This window comes from Aerococcus sp. L_32 (assembly GCF_050689315.1).
The window spans coordinates 1-1,975 of record NZ_JBOEQF010000358.1; the positions used below are offsets into that span (position 1 = coordinate 1).

The following is a 1,975-nucleotide window of genomic DNA, read 5'->3' on the forward strand; positions in this document are numbered from 1 at the left end:
GATGCGGATTTCGGGGGCTAAAGACCCTAATCTACCACTTGATGCCACTCATCCTGAAAAGTTACCGCAAAGAACCATTACGAAACGTGCCTTAGAAGGTAATAGCGATTACGCCAACCAAATCGGTTTAACGGGTGGTTATGCTGAAGAAATTTACCATCCTGGTTATGAAGCTAAACGTTTGGAAACAGGGGCTTTAATTTCAGCGGCACCAAAAGAAAATATCGTCCGCGAAGTACCTGTTGCAACAGATAAAATCATCTTATTAGGTGGCCGGACTGGTCGTGACGGTTTGGGTGCAGCCGTTGGGTCATCGCAAATTCAAACGGAACAATCTCTTGAAAATGCAGGTGCTGAAGTGCAAAAAGGGGCAGCAGCCATTGAAAGAAAAATTACCCGTTTATTTAGACGCGGTGAAGCAACACGTTTAATCAAACGTTGTAACGACTTTGGTGCTGGTGGGATTTCTGTTGCTGTTGGTGAGCTTGCAGACGGATTGGATATTCAACTGGATGACGTACCGGTGAAATATCCTGGTATGCATGGTGGTGAAATTGCCCTTTCTGAATCGCAAGAACGTATGGCTGTTGTGGTTGCTGAGAAAGACATTGAAGTCTTTTTACAATACTGCGAAGAGGAAGATGTTGAGTCGACGATTATTGCTGAAGTGACTAATAATGACCGGATGCAAATGACTTGGTCAGGTAAGCAAATCATTGATTTATCAAGAGCCTTCTTAGATTCAAATGGGGCGGCTAAACACGCGAATGCAACCTTACTACAACCAAAAACCCTTTTCCAAAATGATGTGAAAGCAGGGACAGTCTGGGATGAAGCGGCACTAAAAGCTTATATGTCAACCTTAAATAGAGCGGGCCAAAAGGCTATGGCGGAACAGTTTGACGGTTCGATTGGTCGTGCGTCTGTACTCTTCCCATTTGGCGGAAAATACCGGGCAACGCCTGAATTAGGTATGGTCTCAAAATTACCAGTTGCTGGTGGTAAAACGACCACAACGTCTGGTATGGCTTACGGATTTGACCCTTACTTATCAGAACAGTCACCATTCCACGGGGCTTTTTACTCAGTTATTGAATCAGTTAGCCGCATGGTGGCCTTAGGATTTGACTATAAAGATTTACGCCTATCTTTCCAAGAATTCTTTGAAAACTTACAAAATGATCCAGAACGCTGGGGTAAACCTGTTTTATCTCTATTAGGGGCCAACTTAGCCATGTCAGGACTTGATTTAGCGAGCATCGGTGGGAAGGATTCCATGTCAGGCACCTTTGATGATATCGACGTACCACCAACTTTATTGTCATTCGCGGTTGCACAAGGCCACGTAGACCAAGTGGTTTCTCGTGCCTTCAAACAAGTGGGTTCAACAGTTGTCTTAGTGGAAAACCCATTAAACCGTGACTGGACTATCGATTTAGACCAAGAAAAAGCGATTTATGAAACCATCCATCAATTGGCTAAAGGGGACGCTTTATTAGCTGCTTCAACTGTTGGTTTTAACGGAATGTTGAAAGATTTAATCGAAATGTCTTATGGAAACGGGATTTCTGTCGCTATTTCAGAGGACTTCACTAACCGCTTGGCTGAACCAATGATGGGGGCTTTCCTTTTAGAATTAGCCGGCGATCCTAAAGACTTACTTGGTGATATTCCTTACCAAGTTGTTGGCCAAACGCAAGCGGATAACATTCAAATTGCTGGTCAAGACTACGCTGTTAAGGCGATTGAAACTGCTTCAAATGAAGTTTTTGCTTCTGTATTTGATCAGATTGAAACTGCTGACCGCCAAACACCTGAGATTGTCGCAGGCAATAGTTTTGCGTGCCCTAATGGTGCCCTTGGCAATACAGCAACCCCTGTCAAAGCCTTGATTCCAGTTTTATACGGGACCAATGGTGAATATGACTTACAATTTGCCCTTGAAGAAGCTGGATTTGACTGTCAAGTGATGGTT

Annotated in this window: 1 protein-coding gene; it reads left to right on the forward strand. The window is 43.8% G+C overall.

The window, feature by feature from the left end:
- The coding region (locus ACRCJ0_RS12885) for an AIR synthase-related protein (RefSeq protein WP_431390681.1) at positions 1 to 1,975 on the forward strand (1,975 nt) is incomplete at both ends.